We start from the raw sequence: 15804 nt of genomic DNA, 5'->3' as shown, positions 1-15804 counted from the left end.
GTCTCCCGTGGGGGTGGCTTCCGGGGTGTCGTCGAAGCGCTTCGACGATCGCGGTGTCGAAGCGCTTCGACACTGGGGAGGACGCTAGGTTTCCGCCACCGTCGATGTCAACAGTGTGTCCAGGACATTTCCGCGGCGGGCCGCCCCGGTCACTGGCCGCCGTGCTCCGCGCTGACGTCGCGCACGCCCTCCAGGAACAGCTGGAAGAGCAGCTGCGTGGCATTGTTGTCGCCGAGCGACAGGCTGAAGTCGCCGTGCTGCTCCGGCTTCATCCCGATGTAGCCGGGCAGGACGCCCTCGTTGCCCGACGACGTCTTGTAGGGCTGCCCGGACCGCTCGCCCATCGCCACGAGGTTGCGCGTCGCGCCCTTGCCCGAGGCTGCGGGCGCCATGTAGTCGGGGCTGAACAGCAGCTCCGCCGCGCCCGGCTTGATGGTGAACTCCAGCATCTTGTTGCCGGCGGCCGCCCCGGCGTCCGCGAAGTAGTTGCCGACCTGTCCCACGTCGCCGAGGTGGTTCTTCACCGGCACCACGAAGGAGTCGTCGCCGTAGTCGGCGCGCAGCTGCTCCATGGTCGTGCCGGCGGCGATCTTCGCCTCGACCGCCGGCCGGATCGGGGCCCAGGCCAGGATCGCGGTGGCCTCCTCCGGCGTCATGGCCCGGAAGACCTTGAGCCGGCCCGTGTCCCCGTCGGCCGCGCGCTTGGCGATCTCGGCGAGCAGCGCCTGCCCGACCTCGGCGGCCACGTCTTCCGCCCGGCGCTTGTTGCCGCCCTTGGGCTTGCGGCCCTTGTCGTTCCAGAACTTGCTGTCCGTCTTGAGGTCGGTCAGGGTCTGGTCGGCGGCCTTCTCCGGGCTCACGGCCTTGGCGCCCTTCTTCGCCTTGCCGCTCCCCGACGGGCCGGCCTTCAGCAGCTCGGTCTTGTGCTTCTCGCGCCAGTATCTGTCGGTCATCAGCTGCTGCGGGTCGTCATCGGGCCCGAGCACCCGCTGCACGACCGGCGCCGCCGTGGCCGGTGCGGGCCCGCCACGCAGCACCTCGCCGGTCGCCCGGTTGCCGATCAGGCGCTGCAGCTCCAGGGCGCCGAGCGGCACGCCCGCGGCCCGGGCCGGCTCCCGCGCCGGCGTGGTCCGCTGCGAAGGGATGCGCTCGTCGGTCCGGCGGGTGGCTCTCATCCGGCCAGCCTAGATCCGGGCGCCGCGCGGCCCGGGCCGCCGGACGCAGCTGTGCCTTCACGGGCGACGGGTCTGCCCCGGCAGTGGACCGCAAGGGCAACAGCTCAGGCTCGGGAGGGCGCCGCGCAGCTGTCCCGCTCGACCAGGATCGGGGGCAGCAGGCGGGCCCCCGGCGCCGGGCGCCCGTCGAGCAGGTCCATGGCGGTCTGGACGGCCAGCGTGCCGACCTCGTGGGCCGGGATGTCGGCCGAGGTCAGCGCCACCGGGCCGGCCACCGCCACGTCGCGGGGGCAGACCGCCACGATCGACAGGTCCTGCGGGATGCGGCGGCCCCGGGCGCGCAGCTCCTCGAGCAGCGGCCCGAGGGCCTCCTCGTTGTGCACGACCAGGGCCGTCGTGCCCGGCTGCTCGGTGTCGATCCAGGCCAGGCAGTCGCGGACGCCGGTGGTGCCCGGCTCGCACGAGTGCGCCACCGCCTGCACGCCGAGCTCGTCCGCGGCCTTGGTGAAACCCCCGAGAAAGCGCCCCGCGTACGTCGTCCCGCGCTCGTAGACCGCCGGCGACGGCCCGACCAGGGCGACCCGGCGGTGCCCGTGACCCGCCAGGTGCGCCAGGCACTCGCGAGCCGTGGCCGCGAAGTCCAGGTCCACGCACGCGATCCCGGCCGCGTCGTCGGGCAGCCCGATCAGGACGGACGGCTGCTTGAGCCCGCCCAGCGCCGGGATGCGCACGTCGTCGCCCTCGACGTCCATGAGGATCAGCGCGTCGACCATCGTGGCCCCGGCGACCCGCTCCAGGCCCGCGGTGCCCTCGTCCTTGGTCAGCAGCAGCACGTCGTGGTTGACCGCGCGCGCCGCCGTCACGACCGCGGTCACGAACTGCATGATCACGGGCACGTTGACGTCGGCGCGCAGCGGCACCACGAGGGCCAGGACGCTGGTCCGGCTGCTCGCCAGGGCGCGCGCCCCGGCGTGCGGGTGGTAGCCCAGGTCGGCGATGGCGGCGCGGACCCGGGCGCTGGTCTCGGCGGAGATGCGGCGGCGGCCGCTGAGCACGTACGACACCGTGCTCATCGAGACCCCGGCCGCCCGGGCGACATCGCTGATCGTCGGCATCGCCTCTCCCCCGCCGAGCCTGTCAGTACTCATCGGGATCCTAACGATTCCCCGCCGCCCCGCCACGCTGTGTGCCCGCGGTCACCAGGACGGGCGGCGTGACCGTACCGGCGGTGGTGGCGACCACGCTCAGCGCGAGGGTGTTGGGCCCGTGCTCGTTCAGCACCCCGGCGGGCAGCACGAAGCCGGTCTGCGGCCCGATCTGCCCGCCGTAGTGCCCGAGGTTCCAGCCGTTGAGGAACAGCTGCACCCGCTGCCCGGCCGGCGGGGTGCCCGGGAACCGCAGCGCCACCGACGTGTCCTGACCGCGCGGCAGGTCGAGCGCGAAGGTCGTCCGGAACCAGGTCACCCCGGCCGGCACCGCCCAGTCCGCTCGCGGCCAGGAGAAGTGCCCCGGCAGCGTCCAGCCGGCCCGCTCGCCGTAGAGGCCGCCGAGGTTGAGCGGCCCCCGCACCGGGTCGGGCAGGTCCTCGCCGCCGCGGGCGCCCTGGAGGCGCCAGGTGACCGGGCCGCCGCCGGCGACCGACGCCCGCACGAGCCCGCGCGGCTGCCGGAAGCGGTTGTCGTCGGCGGTCCAGTCGTCGTTGTTGCCCATGTTCTGCACGAGCACCGACACGACCGCCTGCTGCCCGGCCTTCAAGGCCCCTTCCGGTACGGCGAAATGCCCCGGCCCCGGATCAGGATTGATCGGCGCGTCGGAGTCGGCCTGGGTGCCGCCCGCCGCCCAGCCGAGGTAGCGCCCGTCGAGCCACACCAGGTAGACGCCCCGGCGGCCGGTGATCGCGTTCAGGTCGATGCCGGTCTCGGCGCCCGTGGCGGTGAACCTGCCCCGGTACCAGACGGCGCCGCTGTGGAACCCGTAGTCGTCCGACGGCAGTCCCGCATCGGCGATCCGCCACCGGCTGTCGTCGAAGCCGGGCCGCGCCTCCGGCGCCTCGGCCTGCCCGCGCCACCCGTCGAGCCGCGGCAGCGTGACCTTCGCCGGGCCGGGCAGCCGGCCGGTGACCGAGCCGGCGGCCGTGGCGTTCGTGTTGATCCGCAACCCGTTGACGGTGACCGCTCCCGGCCTGTCCGCCCAGATCTCGATCGGCTGCGGCGCGGCGGTGTCGGCGCGCAGGGACAGCCCGTGCCGGTCGGCGGACGCGGACCGGAGCAGGTCGGTGCCGCGGACGAGGACGGGCCCTGCCGCCGTGTCCGCCCGCCAGAAGGTCGCGGCGGTCGCGTCGGTACCGAGCATGAGCAGCAGAGGCCGGCGTCCACCGCCGGTGATCAGCACCCGGGCGAGGCCGCGGTGGGTGTAGCTCAGGCGCAGGTCGCCGTTCGCGAAGGACGACGAGACGGCGCCGTCGAGGACGGTCACCCGCGGACGGCTCGCGTAGCGCAGCACCGCCTCCCCCGCGGTGCCGTCGGTGCCGTAGAGCACGGCGACGTCGCGACCGCCGATCGGCTCGTGGGTCAGCAGCTCCGAGGTGGAGTAGACGAGCCGCTGGCCGCCCAGGTCGTAGCCGGCGAGGAACAGCTTCGCGTCGCGGCCGATCAGCCGCACGGGCACCTGGTAGCGGCCGTCCGGCGTGGACCAGTCCAGCGTCGCGGTGTCGTCGGTCGTGGCGGCACGATCCGTGTGGCGCAGGAGGACGATCTGCGTACCCTCCGCGGTATTGACCCGCGCCGCGGTGGACAGCGCGGGCGAGCTCGACGCCGGTCCCGCCGCCGCGTCCGTCGAGGTGAGCGGTGTGACGGCACGCTGGAAGTAGTTCTGCCGCTTGAACTCGTCGTACTTGTCCGTCAGCTGCCGCGTCTCGGTGATCGCGGCGCCGTAGTCGTAGCTGGTGTAGACGTCGTTCGGCTGCCCGAGCCAGCCCCAGTTGGTGCCGCCGAAGCCCATGTAGTAGCTCAGCAGCGTGGATCCCGACGCGATCAGATTGTTCTTCTGGAAGTACTTCATGTACGGCACGCCGGTCAGATCACGGCATTTGTCATACCCGGCGTTGTTGAGGTCGATCGCCCCGGCCTGATACTCGGCGGCATATCCGGGCGCGTCGGCGCGGATCCGCTCGGTGACGCCCTCACCCCAGTCGCCCCAGACGGCCGACGCGGATTGACACTCGAACGTCTGGGGATAGTCGTCCACCCCCGGGATCTGCACGGCACCGAGCCCCGACCCCCACGTCGAGGCCCACGACGCCGCGTCGCAGCACACGTTCGTGGTGATCGGCACGGTGATGCCGTCCGCCCGCGCGGTGTCCTGCAGGTCCTGCATGTACCGCGCGTCGGTGTTCGCCTGGTACTCGTTCTCGACGTTGTAGAGCAGCACGCTGCCGCCGCGGTCCACCTGGTGCTTCGCGATGATCGGGTTGATGTGGGCGAGCCACTCCTGGTAGGCCCGCGTGTAGCCGGCCTCGCTGCTCCGCGCCCGCCCCGGGACCCGCTTGAGCCACGCGGGGAAGCCGCCGCCGCTGGTCTCGGCGTTGATGTAGGGACCGGGCCGGGCGACGACCCACAACCCCAGATCCTCCGCCGTACGAAGCAGCCTGTCGACGTCGCGGACGCCGGTGAAGTCGTACACCCCGCGCTTCGGCGAGTGGTACGCCCAGCTGAAGTAGAGCGAGACGGTGTTGAAGCCGGCCGCCTTGTACTTCTCCAGGATGTCGCGCCACAGGGCCGGGCTCGGCAGCCGGAAGTAGTGGAACTCGGCTGCGCGGACGAACACGCGCTCACCGTCCACCGTGAGCGAATGCGCGTCGTAGGCGACCCGGGAGGGGGCGGCCGGGGCCGCCTGGGCGGGCAGGGACAGCCCCGCGACGCCCAGGACGGCCACGATCAGTGTGGTGAGCAACCGGCGCATGGTCAGCCCACCCGGAAGTCGGCGACGCGCACGCCGTTGCTCAGCACGAGGTAGAGGTCGCCGCTGCCCCGGGACACCGGCGCGGTGACGGTCGTGTACGTGTAGCGACTTCCGGTGCTCGGCACGGAGACCTTGCCGAGCAGCGGTCCCTTCGGGGAGCCCCGGCGGATCTCCAGCGATCCGGCACCTGCCGACTCCTTGGCCACCGAAGCGGTGAACGTGCGCCCGAACCGGGCGTCTTTGTATCCGGCCCACTGGCCGTCGGCCGTGGACCCGACGGCCGTACCCCGTGCCTTGGTCTCGTCCACGAGCCGGACGCCGGAGTAGGTGTCGAAAGCCTCGGCCCGCGTGGTCCGGGTCAGGTCGCGCGGCGGGATCGTCTCACCGCGCACCGCCAGCGAGCCGCGCGCCCGGATGTCGGCCGAGGACGACCCGACCAGCACGTCGTGCGTGGCCGTCTCGACGACCCAGCGCTGCCGGGTGACGTCCCAGTGCGCGAGGTCGTCGCGGTCGAAGCGCAGGGACACCGTCCGGGTACGCCCGGGGGCCACGGTCACCTTCGCGAAGGCGCGCAGCTCCTTGACCGGCTGCACGTCGCGGGACGTCCGCTGGTGGGTGTAGAGCTGCACGACCTCGTCGCCGGTGACCTTGCCGGTGTTGGTGACGTCCACGGTGACCGTCGTGCCGCGCACCTTCAGGTTCGAGTACTGGAACGACGCGTACGACAAGCCGTGCCCGAAGGGATACAGCGGCTTCGCCTTTGAGTACAGGTACGTCTGCCCGCTGCCGATGATGTCGTACTCGTACAGGTCGGGCTGCAGCTGGTCGTCGGAGCGGTACCAGGTCTGGGTCAGCTTCCCGGACGGGTTGACCCTGCCGTAGAGGACGTCCGCGACCGCGTGGCCGGTCTCGGCGCCGGCGTGCGTGGTCCACAGGATCGCCGGCACGTGCTGCTGCTCCCACGTGATGCTGTCGGGGTAGCTGGTCTGCAGCACCACGATCGTCTTCGGATTCGCCCTCAGGACGGCCTTCACCAGGTCGCTCTGCCGGGGCGCGAGGGCCGTGCTGCTGCGGTCCTTGATCTCGCGGCCGTTGATGAACGGCATGCTGCCGACCACGACCACGGCGGTGTCGGACGCCTTGGCGGCGGCCACCGCCTGGGCGATGCCGTCCACGAGCACCTCGCGGGTGAAGTGGGCGGCCCCGGCGGCGTCCGGCGACCCGAGCACCAGCCGGCCGTCCGCGGCCACGGTCAGGTAGACGTTGGACCCGAACCAGCTCTCGCTGGTCTCGTAGCCGGCGTAGCGCAGGACGACCGTGCCGTCGGGCTGGTCCTCGAGCTTGAACTGCTGCTGGACGTACCAGCCGGAGGGCTGCTCGTCGCGGGTGACGAAGCCGCCGCCGCCCGAGCCCAGGTAGCGCCCGGTGCCGACGTTGCGCAGCGTCACGACGCCCTGGCCCCAGTCGACCACGTCGAACTGCGCGTTCGCCGTGGCGCCGGTGCCGGTCACGGTCACGGGCGTCGCGTCGGTGGTGCCGGCCGCGGTCACGTACCGGCCGGTGGCGACGTCCTTGAGGGCGATGCGGTCGGAGCCCTCGCTCTGCGTGACGGCCGAGGCGCGCTCGCGGATGCCGTCGGTCACCGTGACCTGGTACGGGAGCTTCCCGCCGTACCAGTCGTTGTAGAGGGTGCCGGACAGCGGGCCGACTACCGCGACCTTGCCGCCCTGCCTCAGCGGCAGCGCCTGCTTCTGGTTCTTGAGGAGCACCGCGGCCTCGGCGGCGGCCTCCCGGGCGAGCGCGCGGTGCGCGGGGCTGTCGACGACCTCGGGACCGATCCCGGCGTACGGGCCGCCGTCCGGGTCGAACTCGCCCAGCCGGAACCGGATGCTCAGCGCGTGGCCCACCGCCTTGTCGATGTCGCCCTCGGTCAGCAGGCCCTGGGCGAGCGCCGCCTTGACCGACGCGATCGTGGGGCCGCCGTCGGTGTTGTCCACGGTGAAGCTGTCCAGCCCGGCCTTGATGATCGCCGCGCTCGCCTCGGCCTGCGTCGCGAAGTACTGCTGCGAGCCGGTCAGGTTGTATGGCGCGTAGGCGTCGGTGACGTTGAACAGCGGGTAGTCACTCCAGCCGCGCTCGAGCCCGGCCAGGTCCGGGTCCACGGTGGCGGGACGGCCGTTGACCAGGTTGTACGAGGCCATCACGCCGGTGGCGGCGTCGGCTCGCAGGGCCGGCTCGAACGCCGCGCGGTCGTACTCGTTGAGCACGCGCTGCGGCAGGTTCGAGGAGCTGACGTCGCGGCGGGCCTCGTTGTTGTACGCGAGGTAGTGCTTGAGCGTCGGCGCGGTCTTGAGGTGGTCGGGGTCGCCGCCGGTCAGGCCGGTGCCGTACGCGGTGGCGATCTCCCCGGTCAGGAACGGGTCCTCGGAGTAGCCCTCCTCGTTGCGTCCCCACCGCGGGTCGCGCAGCAGGTTGACGACCGGCGCCCAGAGGTTGAGCCCCCACACCCGGTCGTTGATCTTGTTGTACCCGCGGGCCTCGTCCCCCACGGCGTTGCCCACGCGCTCGAGCAGCGCGGGGTCCCAGGTGCTGGCCAGGCCGACCGGCTGCGGGAAGACGGTGCCGGTCGCGGTGACGACGTCGCCGTTGTGGTCGACGTCGTTCGACCACGCGATGCCGTGCAGGGCCTCGGTGCCGGCCTTGAAGAGCTTGATGCCCAGCCGCGGGATCGCGGGCTGGTACTGGTGCAGCAGCGAGATCTTCTCGTCGAGCGTCAGGCGGCCGACCAGGTCGGCGACGCGGGTCTGCAGGGGCAGCGACGGGTCGCGGAACGGCGGGGCGGGCTCGGCGGCCAGCGCCCGGCCGGGCACCGCGGCCAGCGTGAGCAGCAGGAGGGCGGCGGCGGCGAGCGCGCGCCGGAATTCGACTTTTCGCATGGTCCTTCGTCCTCGCTCGCGCCCGGGCGGGCTCCGGAGGTGCTGGTGGGAGCCGTCGAAGCGCTTCGACTACGGGGTGGGCAGGGAGGCGGCGGAAAAGGGCTGGACGAGCGCCAACCATAGATGGCGCGCGATGCCTTGCTCAATAGCCGGGCCGAAATGTGCCGGTAACGCGGTCGAATTATGCGGCTTGGCGCACCTGGGCGCGGTCCACCCGGACCGGGCCCACGGCGGCGGGCAGCGCCGCGGCGGAGAGCGCCATCAGGATCAGCAGCGCGAGCGGCTTGCGGCCCCACGCCCAGTCCCGGGCGCGGTTCGGCGGGCGCCGCGGCTTCTGCCTCGGCACGGGCGGCGGCGTCGCCCGCAACGGCGGGGCCATGGGGGCCGGCAGCGCCGGAACGCCCTCCAGCCGGGCGGCGAGCCGGAGCAGCGAGTGGTGCAGCGCCTGCGCGTCCGGCCGGCGCCGCGGCTGCTTCTCCAGGCAGCGGGCGATCACGGCCCACAGCTCGTCGTCCAGGCCCACCGGGCGCCGCGGCCGGTGGTCGAGGTGGCCCTGCAGCACCGCGAAGCGCTCTCCGGTGAACGGCGTGCGCCCGGTGACCAGCTCGAAGAGGACGACCCCCACGGCATAGACGTCGGCGGCCGGGTCGGCCTCGCCGCCGCTGATCGCCTCCGGCGCCATGTAGTGCGGGGTGCCGACGACAATGTGCCCGGAGGTCACGCCGGGCTGGTCGAGGACCCGGGCGATGCCGAAGTCGGAGAGCCGGACGTCGCCGCGGGCCGACAGCAGGATGTTGTCCGGCTTGATGTCGCGGTGCACGACGCCGAGCTCGTGCGCCACGCGCAGCGCGGCCGCCGCCTGGGCCAGGAGCCGGGCGGCCTCGGCGGGCGGCAACGGCCCGTCGCGGTGCAGCTTGTCGCGCAGGCTGCCGCCGCCGGCGTACTCCATGGCCAGGCCGAGCGACTCGCCCACGCTGAACAGGTCGCGGACGCCGACCACGTGCTCGTGGCGGACCCGCTTGAGGATCGAGCGCTCCTGCACGAAGCGGGTGACCATGCCGGGCTGCCCGAGCAGCCCCTCGTGCATGAGCTTGACGGCGACCGGGTCGCCGGTGGCGCTCTCCAGCCCGCGCCAGACCGTGCCGGTCGCGCCGCGGCCCACCGGGCAGATGAGCACGTACGAGCTGCCGACCAGCCGGCCGTTCAGCTCGGCGGCGCCAGGTTCGGGGGTGTGCGGCACAGCGGCGATCCTCCCGGCCTGTCGCGCTCTCCGGGACCCTCCCGGCACGGCTGCCGTCGCCGATGGTCGCCGCTGTCCGCCCGCGAGGCAACGCCGGGGCGCCGGATTGTCCGATCAGCGCACGGCTGTCACCCGGTCCGTCACCCTGGTCCGGCCGGGTCGTTGAGCCTGTGTCCTTCGTCGCTCAGGACGCGTACCAGGGAAAATGGGTCTAGTATTTGCTCCGGCAACAAAGTTTGCCGCGTGTCCCGGGGTCGGTGCGAGTCCGAACCGGCGGTGACAGTCCGCGACCCGACCGCAGCCGGCGGCCGGTTGACCCGGTGGAATTCCGGGACCGACGGTGAAAGTCCGGAAGGGAGGCGACACGCTGCTCGTCCCCGTGCGCGGTCCGCCCCGGCGTGCACCTTCGTCCGCACGGAGGTGGCCCCGATGGCCTGGATCAACGACCTGCTCACCTGGTTCTACGACGCCCGGTGGCAGGTGACGGACACCCAGGCGATCTACTGGCGCGAGATCGTCGGCAACGCCTTCGGCCTCGGCTCCGCGCTCTTCGGCCTGCGCCGCAACGCCTGGGCCTGGCCGGTCGGCATCGTCGGCAACGTGCTGCTCCTCACCGTCTTCCTGGGCCAGGCCCTCGGCAACGACCAGGGCACCCCGCTCTACGGCCAGGCCTCGCGCCAGGTCTTCTTCATCATCACCAGCGGGTACGGCTGGTGGGCCTGGCGGCGCAACCGCAAGGCGTCCGGCGGCCCGGCGGTCGTCCCGCACTGGGCGACGACCCGGCAGCGCGTGATCCTCGGCTCCGCCGCCCTGCTCGCCGTGGCGGCCTGCTTCCTGATCTTCCGCGAGATCGGCGCCGGCTTCCCGGTGCCGTGGTGGTACTACCTCGCCGACTCCTGGATCTTCGTCGGCTCGATCCTCGCCACCTACGCCATGGCCCGCGGCTGGGTCGAGTTCTGGCTCTGCTGGATCGCCGTCGACCTGGTCGGGGTGCCGGAGCTGCTGCACTTCCGCTACTACCCGTCCGCCGTCCTGTACGCCGTCTACGCGGCCTTCGTCATCTGGGGCTTCGTCGTCTGGCTGCGGCTGTCGCGCACCACGCCGCCGCCGCGCCTCGACTCCCCCGCCATGGAGACCGTCGCGTAGTCGTTACCGCGCCGTGACGAGGTGAATTCTTCCGGACCGGCTCGACGTTGCCGGGCGGTTTCCCTAGGCTTGCCCCACTGCCGACAGCGGGTAACGGGAGAGCAGATGGCCACGTCCACCGTCGACGTCGAGACCACATCGGACGGCACCCTGGTGGTGCAGCCGCACGGCTGCCTGGACGCCGGCGACGCGGTCGATCTGCGCACCACGCTCGTGCACGCGGTGCGCACCATCCGGCCGCTGCGCCTGGTCCTCGACCTGCACGACGTCGCCGCCCTCGACCCCATCAACGCGGGCACCCTCGCCGCCGCCTGCCACCTGGGCGACGACCACCAGGTCGCGGTCTTCGTGCACGCGGCGACGCCGGAGCTGGCCCGGCAGCTGACCGCCGCGGGCCTGCCCCACGACCGGCTGCGCGAGCCGGCGGCCTGACCCCGGGCCGGTTTCGCAGCCGGCCGCGCGGCCTCGGGCCGGTTTCGCAGCCGGCGGCCTGGCCATGGCCGGTTTCGCGGCCGACGGTCTGGCCACGGGCCGGCTTCGCGGCCGGTTCGTGCTGGTGGGGCGGCTAGGCTGGGGTCATGGCCGGGGACGAGTTGGTGCGCCTGCGGGCGGCCGCCGAGGCGGAGGCGGCCGAGCTCGACCGTGACCTGCGCGCGCTCTTCGCGGCGTCGCGCGACTCCAACGCCGACGACGAGCACGACCCGGAGGGCGCGACCATCGGCTACGAGCGGGCGCAGCTGACCGCGCTGCTGACCGCCGCCCGCACCCGGGTCGCCGAGGTCGACGACGCGCTGCGCCGGGTGGCCGACGGCACCTACGGCACCTGCGAGCACTGTGGCCGCCCCATCGGCGCCGAGCGGCTCGAGGTCCGCCCGTTCGCCCGCCACTGCATCGCCTGCGCCTGAACCCTCCGGGCCGGCGTGGCACTCACGCCGGTCGCGCCGGGACAGGTGACCTGAGCGCCCTCCTGCGCCGCAACAACGCCACCTCGGCGTCGACGAACGCGAAGAAGCCGGCCGGCCAACCCTCCGGGGTCCGGCGTAGCTCGGCGCAGGCCCGGACGGCTTCCGGCTGTTCCGCCCAGTACGCGAACTCGCTGCGCAGCCCGTCCCAGTCGTCGTCCCGGTGCAGGCCGAGCCGCGCGGCCTTCCACGCCTGGGCATAGGTCAGGGAGAAGCGCACGAAGAGGAATCTCTTGTCCGGCTCCACGTGATCCTCCGGCACCGCCAGCACGCGAGACAGTTCGGGGAGCAGGTGATCCACGCGCTGGTTGAGCTCGGCGCTGATCTGGTACTCGACAAGACGGCGGCCCTTGCGACTTTCCCCGAATTGGAGCCAGGTCGACACGGCGACGAACATGAGCCCCAGACCTGCGATGGCGGTGCCGATTGCTTGACCGTCCACGGTTCCGTCCCGATGGTGAGAAGGGGCCCTCAGGGTACGGAAAGTGTCAAACAGGAGACTCCGAGTAGTTGCACCCCTGTCCCTCCGCGAAAAGCCGGTTTTTCCGTACGGCCACAGCGGTCTTGCTTCGATCATCGGCGACGGGCTATCCAGGGGGCGTCGTCGGGGGGAGCCGCCGCCATGAATGGAGCGCTCAGCCGCCCGTGCCTGCCGACCGGCGGCCGACGGGCCCGCGCAGCTGCCGCCGGGCCGCGGACGGGTGCCCGGACGAGGGTGCGTGCCCGGTGACCGAGCCGGTGCTCCGCGCGGAGGGACTGCGGAAGAGCTACGGGGCGCTCGTGGTGACCGCAGACGTGTCCCTGCGCGCCGAGGCGGGACACGTCCTGGGCGTGCTGGGACCGGACGGGGCGGGCAAGTCCACGCTGCTCGACCTGCTCAGCGGGGTGACCGCCGCCGACGCGGGGACGGTGTGGCTGGCCGGGGAGGACGTGACGCGGCTGGCGGCGGCCGAGCGGCGGCGGCGGGGCGTCGGGCGTACCTCGCAGGTGCCGCGCCCGCTCAGCGCGACGGCCGTCTTCGACAACGTGCTGGCCGCCGCGGAGGCCGGGGGCGGCCTGCGCGGGCACCGGGCGCAGACCGCGGCCGCCGACGCGCTGGAGCGGGCCGGCATCCGCCGCTGGGCCGGGGAGCCCGCCGGGCGGCTGCCGCCGCTGGACCGCCGGCGCCTCGAGCTGGCCCGGGCCCTCGCCACCCGGCCGCGGGTCCTGCTGCTCGACGGGATCGCCGGCGGGCTCACCGCGGCCGAGGGCCACATCCTCGTCAACACGGTGTCCCGGCTGCGCGCCGACGGGCTCGCGGTGGTCTGGGCCGAGGACACCGCGCCCGCCGGCGCCGACGAGCTGCTGCACCTGACCGGCGCGCGCAGCCCGGGCGACGACCCGCCGGTCAGCTCCAGCGCCGGATGAGGGCGGCCTGCCCGGCCGATGAGCCGTCGTCGTGGGCGAGGTTCCAGAGCGTCACGTCCTCGATCCAGAAGACCCGGCCGTCCTTCGCGACCCGCCGGCCCCGGTAGTGCTCGGCATAGCCCTGCCGCGCGACCGTGTCCAGGAACTCCTGGCGGGATCCCCGGTCCTCGTCGCCGGCGCTCAGCCGGGACGGCAGGCCCACGAACTCGTCCCAGTCGTATCCGAAGAGCCGCTGCGCCGCCCGGTTGGCGTAGACGAAGAGCGGGTCCTCGGAGGTGTCGTGGGCGAGCAGGGCGGCGGGGGCCTCGTACAGCCAGGTGGCCTTGTCCGCCCCCGCCGGGACCAGCGGCCTGCCGAGCAGCCCGGTGTAGCTGCGGTCGAGGAGCTGCGCGAAGGCCGCGTCGCGCGTCACTGCACGAAGATGTCGACCGAGGGCCGCATCCGGGCGCAGATGGCCAGCACCTCGTGGATCGGGTGCTCCTCGAAGGACTCGATCAGCGTCGTGTCCAGCACCGCGGTCTTGTGATCCACCGCCGGGTACGCCGTCTGTGTCAGCAGGTAGTCGAAGCGCGGCGCCCACTTGCGCGAGCCCAGCCGCGCGGTCGTCGAGCAGTTGTCCACCATGAACGAGACGCCACGGGCGTGCATGTACGGGTTGAGCGAGTCCGTCGCCTCGATCACCGACTCGTTCGCGATCTCCGAGTACGGGTGTCCCTTCTCGACGAACGTGTCGATCTGGCCCATCATCACGCCGCAGAACGTCCCGGCCGTGAACGGGTCGAGCGGCAGCCGGTCGTCGTCCCGGCTCTGCCGCGCCACCGCGCCGGCCCGCCACATGTCGCCCTGGTCGATCTTGCCCATCGGGAACCGGCCGAGCCGCTCGCCGGCCAGGATCACGCTGCGGATCTCGTTGCCCGACGCGACCTCGTCGTAGATCTCGTGGGTCAGCTCCAGGCCCACGGGATAGGCGGCCGCGTACGCCTTGGCGAACGTCTCCTTGTCGTCGCCGCCGAACGCGCGGTAGAGCCCGATCAGCCCCTCCTTGGACACGATCCGCGAGATCGGCCCGGTCACGCAGTCCACCGAGTGCCGGTAGGCGTCCGTCTCGTCCAGCCCCTGCTCGCGCAGCCGCCGGTAGAGCGACTCGACGATCCCGTGCACCCCGCCGAGCAGGATCGAGCGCTCGCCGGTCAGGTCGGACAGGTACTCCGAGCGCAGGGTCGTCCGGAACGTGTACGGCGCCCCGAGCCCGACCGACCAGCCCAGCGCCCGCTCGACCGCCTTGCCGCTGACGTCCTGCTGCACCGCGAAGCTCGCGTTGATCCCGGCGCCGTTCGTCTCGGCACCCTGCAGGTAGAGCGCGCGCACGGAGGCGCCCATCCCCTTCGGGCACACCGCGACCACGTCGATGCCCTCGGGGAAGCCGCTGCCGCGCTGCTCGAGATAGCCGAGCAGGAACCCGTGCGACAACCCCAGCGTGGCGCCCGGGCGCAGCGCCGCGAACACCTGCTCGTGCAACGCGACCTGCGCGGCGTCCGAGATCAGCAGCAGCACCATGTCCGAGGCCCGGATGACCTCGAACATCTCGCCCAGCGTCCCGTCGGCCTCGGCGAAGCCCGCGGCCCGCGCCGCCTCGAACGACGAGGAGCCCTCCCGCAGCCCGACCACGACCTTCACCCGGCCGTCCAGCGAGTCCCGCAGGTTCTGCGCCTGCGCCGACCCCTGCGGCCCCCACCCGATCACCGCGATCTGGTTCAGCCCCTCGAACGCCCGGGGCAGCCGCTCGAAGAGGTCCCTCCCCCCGACGACGATCCCCTCCCGCGTCCCGTTCAGCGAGATGTACTCCTTGTCGAAGACGGTCGTCTCGAAATCCAGCTCTTGCGTCGTCACAGCCATACCGCAGATCCCACCGCCCGGACGCCCCGAGCGGAATCCGGACACACGCTCATGCCCGCGAAGCCCCCCGGATCTGCCCGAAACGGAAGCCGCTTCGAGCCCCCTGGAAAAACCGCCCTGACCTGCGGAAACGCGTGGCAACCGGTTGCCGGACCGGCCGGTCGTCCGGAAAATACGAAAAACGAAGACTGTTCGTTTCTGGGGTCCTAGTGTTCGCCACGTGGCGACGTGGGCGCTTGAGATGACGAAACGGGTGGCGCTGGCGACGGCCACCCTGCTGGTGGTGGTCCTGGTGGGGCCGCCCATCGCGGCGTACGCCGCTGCCGGGCCGATCAACACGACGGCCCAGGGGGTCAGGGCGACCATCAGCCTGCTCTCCGGCGGGCTGCCGCTGACGCTCGCGCTACCCAGCCCGGCGCGCACGTGGACGACCGGGCAGGCCGACTCCTCCGGGACGACCGCCGGCGCCACGCTGGGCGGCGGGCTCCTGCCCCAGCTGCTCAACGTCGGGGCGGTGACCACGGCGGTCGGGACGGCGGCGCCGGGCGGCGGGCGGGCGCAGGCGGGCACCGCGGGGCTCAACGTGCTCGGGGCGCTGACCACCGGCGCGATCCAGACGACCTGCCAGATGACGGCCGCCGGGATCACCACGACGACCGACGTCGCCAACCTGACCGTCGCCGGGGCGAACGTCAACCCCGACGCCAACCTCGCGATCAGCGTGCCGGGCGTGCTCACCGGCACGATCGACCACCGGATCGCCGCCTACAACACCACGACCGGCCGGCTCGACTACACCGTCCGGGCGGTGGATCTCGATCTGCTGGGCGGCCTGGCCGTCGTGGCCGGCGGCTCGGTGATCGTCGCCGAGTCGACCTGCTCGGGCATCGTGAAGCTCGGGGCGGTCACCCTGGCCGCCGCCAACCTGGCGCCGGGCGAGACCGGGACGCCGCGGGTCACCGTGACCAACACCGGGGACGTCGCCGCGCCGAACACCACGATCCGCATCCCCGTGCCGCCCGCCGGCTACACGCTCGGGACGCCCACCGTGACCGGCGGCGGCAGCTGCTCGGTGACCGGCG

At 72.8% G+C, this 15804-nt stretch carries 13 protein-coding genes and 1 riboswitch; of the genes, 5 read left to right on the top strand and 8 right to left on the bottom strand.

The window, feature by feature from the left end:
• Positions 1-149: 149 nt before the first annotated feature.
• The 5 genes from RBH18_RS19680 to RBH18_RS19660 form a co-directional block, all read right to left on the bottom strand.
• Positions 150-1175 (bottom strand): hypothetical protein, encoded by a 1026-nt coding sequence (locus RBH18_RS19680; protein WP_306209864.1) that lies wholly within the window; start codon positions 1173-1175, stop codon positions 150-152.
• A 104-nt stretch (positions 1176-1279) separates the two neighbouring features.
• Entirely contained in the window at positions 1280-2290 is a 1011-nt protein-coding gene (locus RBH18_RS19675) for a LacI family DNA-binding transcriptional regulator (protein ID WP_306209923.1), read from the bottom strand.
• Between the two features lie 40 nt (positions 2291-2330).
• Entirely contained in the window at positions 2331-5135 is a 2805-nt protein-coding gene (locus RBH18_RS19670; RefSeq protein ID WP_306209862.1) for a beta-galactosidase, read from the bottom strand.
• 2 nt (positions 5136-5137) lie between these two features.
• Positions 5138-8071 (bottom strand): glycoside hydrolase family 3 protein, encoded by a 2934-nt coding sequence (locus RBH18_RS19665; RefSeq protein WP_306209861.1) that lies wholly within the window; start codon positions 8069-8071, stop codon positions 5138-5140.
• A 181-nt stretch (positions 8072-8252) separates the two neighbouring features.
• On the bottom strand, positions 8253-9311 hold the full coding sequence (locus RBH18_RS19660; RefSeq protein ID WP_306209858.1) for a serine/threonine-protein kinase: 1059 nt from the start codon (positions 9309-9311) through the stop codon (positions 8253-8255).
• Between the two features lie 239 nt (positions 9312-9550).
• Positions 9551-9681: riboswitch (FMN riboswitch) on the top strand.
• 59 nt (positions 9682-9740) lie between these two features.
• Between RBH18_RS19660 and RBH18_RS19655 the strand changes: the two genes are divergently transcribed.
• The 3 genes from RBH18_RS19655 (at position 9741) to RBH18_RS19645 (ending at position 11362) form a co-directional block, all read left to right on the top strand.
• Positions 9741-10457, top strand: a complete 717-nt coding sequence (locus RBH18_RS19655) for a nicotinamide mononucleotide transporter family protein (protein ID WP_306209856.1) — start codon at positions 9741-9743, stop codon at positions 10455-10457.
• A gap of 105 nt (positions 10458-10562) precedes the next feature.
• A complete protein-coding gene (locus RBH18_RS19650; protein WP_306209853.1) occupies positions 10563-10889 on the top strand; it encodes an STAS domain-containing protein in 327 nt (108 codons plus the stop codon).
• Between the two features lie 146 nt (positions 10890-11035).
• Complete coding sequence (locus tag RBH18_RS19645; RefSeq protein ID WP_306209851.1) at positions 11036-11362, top strand: TraR/DksA family transcriptional regulator; 327 nt, start codon at positions 11036-11038, stop codon at positions 11360-11362.
• Positions 11363-11384: 22 nt separating this feature from the next.
• On the opposite strand, the gene RBH18_RS19640 is transcribed toward RBH18_RS19645, so the two are convergent.
• Positions 11385-11861, bottom strand: a complete 477-nt coding sequence (locus RBH18_RS19640) for a hypothetical protein (RefSeq protein WP_306209849.1) — start codon at positions 11859-11861, stop codon at positions 11385-11387.
• 284 nt (positions 11862-12145) lie between these two features.
• Here RBH18_RS19640 and RBH18_RS19635 point away from each other — a divergent pair, with 284 nt between their 5' ends.
• Positions 12146-12826, top strand: a complete 681-nt coding sequence (locus RBH18_RS19635) for an ATP-binding cassette domain-containing protein (protein ID WP_306209847.1) — start codon at positions 12146-12148, stop codon at positions 12824-12826.
• Here RBH18_RS19635 and RBH18_RS19630 read toward each other — a convergent pair.
• Both RBH18_RS19630 and RBH18_RS19625 read right to left on the bottom strand, forming a co-directional pair.
• Positions 12807-13238, bottom strand: a complete 432-nt coding sequence (locus RBH18_RS19630) for an MEKHLA domain-containing protein (RefSeq protein WP_306209845.1) — start codon at positions 13236-13238, stop codon at positions 12807-12809. The two genes, RBH18_RS19635 and RBH18_RS19630, sit on opposite strands and share 20 nt — an antisense overlap.
• Positions 13235-14716: a hypothetical protein gene (locus RBH18_RS19625; RefSeq protein ID WP_306209843.1), complete on the bottom strand. Its 1482-nt coding sequence runs from the start codon at positions 14714-14716 to the stop codon at positions 13235-13237. Before RBH18_RS19625 ends, RBH18_RS19630 begins: the two co-directional genes overlap by 4 nt.
• A gap of 226 nt (positions 14717-14942) precedes the next feature.
• On the opposite strand from RBH18_RS19625, the gene RBH18_RS19620 reads away from it, so the two are divergent.
• Positions 14943-15804: choice-of-anchor P family protein (locus RBH18_RS19620; protein ID WP_306209841.1), on the top strand; the 862-nt coding region annotated here is incomplete at its 3' end.

This window comes from Actinoplanes oryzae (assembly GCF_030757795.1).
Taxonomy (GTDB): Bacteria; Actinomycetota; Actinomycetes; order Mycobacteriales; family Micromonosporaceae; genus Actinoplanes.
Note: the sequence above shows the minus strand (reverse complement) of the source record. Positions and strands in the feature narration are given on the sequence as shown.

Bases quoted from the DNA above. Each gene is read 5' to 3' on its own strand.
- RBH18_RS19680 (WP_306209864.1), bottom strand. From the start codon at position 1,175: ATGAGAGCCACCCGCCGGACCGACGAGCGCATCCCTTCGCAGCGGACC.
- RBH18_RS19675 (WP_306209923.1), bottom strand. From the start codon at position 2,290: ATGCCGACGATCAGCGATGTCGCCCGGGCGGCCGGGGTCTCGATGAGC.
- RBH18_RS19650 (WP_306209853.1), top strand. From the start codon at position 10,563: ATGGCCACGTCCACCGTCGACGTCGAGACCACATCGGACGGCACCCTG.
- RBH18_RS19670 (WP_306209862.1), bottom strand. From the start codon at position 5,135: ATGCGCCGGTTGCTCACCACACTGATCGTGGCCGTCCTGGGCGTCGCG.
- RBH18_RS19665 (WP_306209861.1), bottom strand. From the start codon at position 8,071: ATGCGAAAAGTCGAATTCCGGCGCGCGCTCGCCGCCGCCGCCCTCCTG.
- RBH18_RS19645 (WP_306209851.1), top strand. From the start codon at position 11,036: ATGGCCGGGGACGAGTTGGTGCGCCTGCGGGCGGCCGCCGAGGCGGAG.
- RBH18_RS19655 (WP_306209856.1), top strand. From the start codon at position 9,741: ATGGCCTGGATCAACGACCTGCTCACCTGGTTCTACGACGCCCGGTGG.